Origin of the sequence: Frankia tisae, assembly GCF_025403405.1 — a bacterium.
Taxonomy (GTDB): domain Bacteria; phylum Actinomycetota; class Actinomycetes; order Frankiales; family Frankiaceae; genus Frankia; species Frankia tisai.
The window spans coordinates 1-4,852 of record NZ_JANEZT010000444.1; the positions used below are offsets into that span (position 1 = coordinate 1).

General features: G+C 75.2%; 5 protein-coding genes. 2 read left to right on the top strand and 3 right to left on the bottom strand.

The features are described 5' to 3' along the window. Positions 1–1,395 (bottom strand): magnesium chelatase ATPase subunit I (locus tag NBZ85_RS27660; RefSeq protein ID WP_261562933.1); only part of this gene is annotated, 1,395 nt, incomplete at its 3' end. Positions 1,396–1,794: 399 nt separating this feature from the next. Here NBZ85_RS27660 and NBZ85_RS27665 point away from each other — a divergent pair. After that, positions 1,795–2,787 (top strand): pentapeptide repeat-containing protein, encoded by a 993-nt coding sequence (locus NBZ85_RS27665; RefSeq protein ID WP_261560010.1) that lies wholly within the window; start codon positions 1,795–1,797, stop codon positions 2,785–2,787. Positions 2,788–2,903: 116 nt separating this feature from the next. Then, complete coding sequence (locus NBZ85_RS27670) at positions 2,904–3,986, top strand: SUMF1/EgtB/PvdO family nonheme iron enzyme (protein WP_261562935.1); 1,083 nt, start codon at positions 2,904–2,906, stop codon at positions 3,984–3,986. Positions 3,987–4,018: 32 nt separating this feature from the next. Here the strand turns inward: NBZ85_RS27670 and NBZ85_RS27675 are convergent, their stop codons facing one another. Both NBZ85_RS27675 and NBZ85_RS33435 read right to left on the bottom strand, forming a co-directional pair. After that, the gene (locus NBZ85_RS27675) at positions 4,019–4,636 is read right to left on the bottom strand and encodes a dTMP kinase (protein WP_261559997.1); all 618 of its coding nucleotides are present in this window, start codon (positions 4,634–4,636) and stop codon (positions 4,019–4,021) included. 75 nt (positions 4,637–4,711) lie between these two features. Beyond that, complete coding sequence (locus NBZ85_RS33435) at positions 4,712–4,843, bottom strand: WD40 repeat domain-containing protein (RefSeq protein WP_368861451.1); 132 nt, start codon at positions 4,841–4,843, stop codon at positions 4,712–4,714. Positions 4,844–4,852: the final 9 nt, after the last annotated feature.

Here is a 4,852-nt window from a genome sequence, read left to right on the forward strand (position 1 = left end):
GGGGCGCGGGGCGGCGGGCAGCCGCGGATCGCCGGCGCCGGGCGTGGCCGCCGGGCCCGCCGCCGGGTCGGCGCCGTCCGTCGTTCCCCGCCCGTCCGCCCCGGTGCCGGCGCCGGTCGGGGTGCCGGGGCCGGGGCGGTCGTCGTCGCCGGGCGTGCCGCCGCTGTCGGGACCGCCCCTGTCGGGACCGCCGCGATGCGGGCCGTCGCCGTCGGGGTCGTCGTCCGGGTGCGGGGTGTGGCCGTTCGGGTCGAGGTCGTCGCCGGTCGGGTCCTGTCGTACCTTCCTGCCGTCACCGGACGTGGCGGTGGTGTCGCCGTCGGCTGTGCGGGTGGCGGCGGTGGCCGGGTCGGCGAGTTCGGCGTCGACGGTGGCGTCGAGGCCGTCGAGGGCGGCGTCGAGGACGGCGTCGAGGGTGGCGTCGTCGAGGTCGGGGGCGTCGAACGGGCCGCGGCGGCGGCGGTGCGGCAGGGCCAGGCGGGCACCGGCGCGGATGTCGCCGGCGCGGACCGTGCCATGCCCGGACCAGGCGGCCAGTGCCATCGCCGTCTTCGCCAGGACGACGTCCGCGCGCATCCCGTCGACGTCGACCCCGGCGCACACGGTGCTCACCGCGCGCAGCGCCGCGTCGGTCAGCGTGACGGCGCGCAGGCGGGTGCGGGCGTCGGCGACCTGGGCGGCGAGGGCCGCCTCGGCCGGTGCCCAGGCGGTGGCGAACGCCACCGGGTCGGCCTCGAACGCCAGCCGGCGGCGCACGACCTGCGCGCGCAGCACCGGGTCGCGGCTGGCGGCGACTCCCACGGTCAGCCCGAACCGGTCGAGTAGCTGCGGGCGCAGCTCCCCTTCCTCCGGGTTCATCGTCCCGACCAGCAGGAACGACGCCGGATGGCGCACCGACACCCCGTCGCGTTCGACGTGGGCGACGCCGAGCGCGGCGGCGTCGAGCAGCAGATCGACGAGATGATCACCGAGGAGGTTGACCTCGTCGACGTAGAGGATGCCGCGGTGGGCGGCGGCCAAAAGCCCCGGGCGCAGCACGCTGATCCCCTCGGCGAGCGCCCGGTCGAGGTCGACGGACCCGGTGACGCGGTCCTCGGAGGCGCCGACGGGCAGCTCGACGAGCCGCGCCGCCCGGGTGGCGTGCGCCGCGCCGCCCGGATGCGGGCCGTCGGGGCAGTCCGGGTCCGGTGCGCTCGGCGCGCAGGCGAACCGGCAGCCGACGATCACCTCGACGCCGGGCAGCAACGCGGCCAGCCCCCGCACCGCGGTGGATTTGGCGGTGCCCTTCTCGCCGCGCACGAGCACGCCGCCCAGTGTCGGGCTGACCGCGTTGAGCAGCAGTGCCAGGCGCAGGTCGTCGGCGCCGACGACGGCGGACAGCGGGAAGTTCACCACGCCTGCGCCGCCGCGACCACGCGCCGGTGGGGCTGGTGCGACGTTCGATGGGACGGTGTTGCAGGCATGCCGATGTCCTCCCGGAGGGTCCTCGCCCTTGGTCATCACCTGCGACGGCCGGGAGTATCCTGGCTCCCGGATCGGCGCGCGTCCTCGGCCTTCCAGCCGCACGCTGCGGCCGTGACCCGACTGCCACTGCCCAGCACCGGAAGATCTGCTCCCGGCCGGGGCGTGACGATCACCGGAGGGGCCGCCCGCGCCGCGTCGCGCTGGTGGACCCACCCGGGAAGACGCACTTCCCGGTGACAGTGGCGGGACCGCGCCGGATTCGCACCGGCTTCCTCCCGAAGCTGTCGCGTCCGCCAGCATGACATATTCGTCGATGTCGAGGAGGCCCCCGTGGTGACCGACCCCGCCCGTCCGCGGTTGGCGGCCGACTGTGGGAACTGCTTCGCGCTGTGCTGCGTCGCCCCGGGCTTCGCCACCTCGGCGGACTTCCCGATCAGTAAGGCGCCGGGGATGCCGTGCCGGCATCTGAGCGCACGCCACGACTGCTCCATCCACGACGAGCTGCGCCCGCGCGGGTTCCGCGGCTGCACGGTGTTCGACTGCTTCGGCGCCGGCCAGCAGGTCAGCCAGGTCACCTTCGCCGGCCGGGACTGGCGGACCCATCCCGGCGACGCCGCGCCGATGTTCGACGCGTTCGCCGTCATGCGCACCCTGCACGAGTCCCTGCACCACCTCGCCGAAGCCCGCAGCCTGCTCGCCGCGCCGCCGGCCGCAGACCGTCCGTCGGCCGACATCGCCGCCCGCGCCGGCCTGCTCGCCGAGGTGGACGCCACCACCGCCGCGACCGTCGCCCTCACCGGCGCCGACGCCGACACCCTGCTCGCCGCGGACCTGCCCGCCCACCGCCGCACCGTGCACGACCTGCTCACCCGCGCCAGCGCCCTGCTGCGCACCGGGCGGGTCGACGCGGCGGGCCGTCCCACCGCCCGCGCCCGCGGCCGGGGCCTGGCGGGACGGCCACGCGATCTTGGCTCGGGGAATCCACGAAACCTCGGGATCGACCTGGTCGGCGCGCGCCTGGCCGGCGTTGACCTGCGGGGCGCGCAGCTGACCGGCCGGCTGCTGATCGAAGCGGACCTGCGCGGCGCCGACCTACGGGGCGCCGACCTACGCGGGGCGGATCTACGCGGCGCCGAGGTGAGCGGCGCGGACCTGCGCGGGGCGTTGTTCGTCGTGCAGGCCCAGCTCGACGCCGCCCGCGGCGACGAGGCCACCACCTTGCCCGCGGCGCTGACCCGCCCCGCGCACTGGACGGCGCCCCCCACCCGGCCGGCCGCAGCCCAGAGCGAGGCGACGGTCGAACACGGCCGGCGCCGAGGATGAGGACGATCCGGGCCCGCTCTCCCGGGTCGAGCCTGAGATCGTCGAACGCAACCTCCGCGCGGCCCTCGCCTTTCTGCCCCAGGGACGGCCGCTCAGCCCTGGCACCGAAAAACGGGATGCGCCCGGCTGCGTGCGGATGCCACTCTGACGACCATGGCCCATCGCGACACCGACGTCGACCCTGCGGCCTACGGCGAACGCATCGCCGACGTGTACGACGAGCGGCATCCCCAGCTGGCCGACGTTGCTATGCCCGTCGACTGGCGGCCCGCGGGACGACGGTCGTCGGCATCGACGCCTCCCCGCGAATGCTGGCCCGCCTCCACGACAAACCCGGCGGATCCGACATCACCACTGTGGTTGGCGACTTCACCGACGTCGACGCCCCCGGCGGCCCCTTCGAGCTCGTCTACGTCGCGGCCAACACCTTCTTCGCGTTGATCGAGCAGGACGAGTCTTCGGTGTCGCCCCGAGGCCGGCCAGTGGCCGTTGGGATGCAGCCGGTCACGTCCGCCGAGATGGTCACCATCCCGCCCGGGGAGGTGACGCTGTCGGACCGGCGCACCCAGCGCCGTTGGTCGGTGGAGCTCGCCTCCTACCGGCTGGCGGCCTTCCCCGTCACCCAGGCGCAGTACGCACAGGTCACCGGCCGGCGGCCGAGCAGCGTTCAGGGTGATCGGCTGCCCGTCGAGGGCGTCTGCTGGTGGGACGCCGTCCGGTTCTGCAACGCCCTGTCCCGACACGAGGGGCTCGCGCCGGTGTACCGGTTGCCCGCCGTCGTCGAGGGCGCACCCCTCGGTGACGATGACAGTGAGACGGTGACCTGCGACGCCGGCGCTGACGGATACCGGCTGCCGACCGAAGCGGAGTGGGAACACGCCTGCCGCGCCGGCACGACGGGGCCCCGCTACGGCCGGCTCGACGACATCGCCTGGTATCGCGCCAACGCCGGCGAGCGGCCGCATGAGGTCGGCGGCCGGGCGCCCAACGGGTGGGGCCTGCACGACATGCTGGGCAACGTGTGGGAATGGTGCTGGGACGTCTACGACGCCGAGGTCTACGGCACCTACCGGGTGCTGCGCGGCGGCGGATGGTTCGACGAGGCGTGGAGCTGCCGGGCCTCGGTGCGTCGCCGCAGCCATCCGACGTTGCGCCTCGACGACGTGGGTCTGCGCCTGGCCCGTTCCCTGGCCAGGTGAGCGGCCCGCGGCCGCGCGCCAGGGCGGCCGGGTCAGCGGCCGAGGGAGGCGGTGACCAGCGGGAACAGGGCCGCGTGGACCTCGTCGGTGGTGGCGGAGGCGGGCAGCTCGTGGAACGTGGGAGCTTCCGGCAGGCCGGCGTAGGCCTCGGCGAAGGCGATCAACCGGTCGAGTTCCTCATGGTCACGGCCGCGGCGTTCGACCCGCTGCTGGGCGAGTGCTGCCGGGACGGTGAACAGCACCACCAGGTCGGGGGTGGGGAAACGGCGGTAGGCGGCACGCACCCGCCGCCCGTCGCCGTCGCCGCGCAGCCGCATGACCGCATACTGGCAGTAGGTGTAGCGGTCCATGACCGCGATGCGGCCGGTGAGGCGGGACAGTGCCAGCGCGCGGGTGATCGCCAGCCCGCGGAACGTCGCCTCGACGGCGACGTGGACGCGGGAGCCGAGCAGGTCGGGGCCGTCGCGGCGGCCCAGCAGCCGGGCGAGCGCGTCGACGATCGGGCGGCCGCCGCCGTTCTCGAAGTAGCTGGCCGGCTGCCCGGCGGCGCTCAGGGTGCGGGCGAGTAACCGCGCCTGGGTGGTCTTGCCCACACCGTCGACGCCGAGCAGCGCGATGATCGCAGGACGCCGTCGCCGTCGCCGTCGCATTCAATGCTCCTATCCGCCGGTAGACCGTCCGGTGATCATGGTGTTCCGCGGCACCGCGCCGCGCGTCCGGGTCGGTCAGTGGGCGGCGGTGGGTGGAGTCGGGAACAGATCCCAGATGATGGTGAGGCGGTCGGCGCCGGCGGTGGCCAGCAGGCGGCTGTCGGGGGCGAAGGCGACGTCCTGGACGGCGCCGGCGTGGGCGGGCAGGCGGTGGGC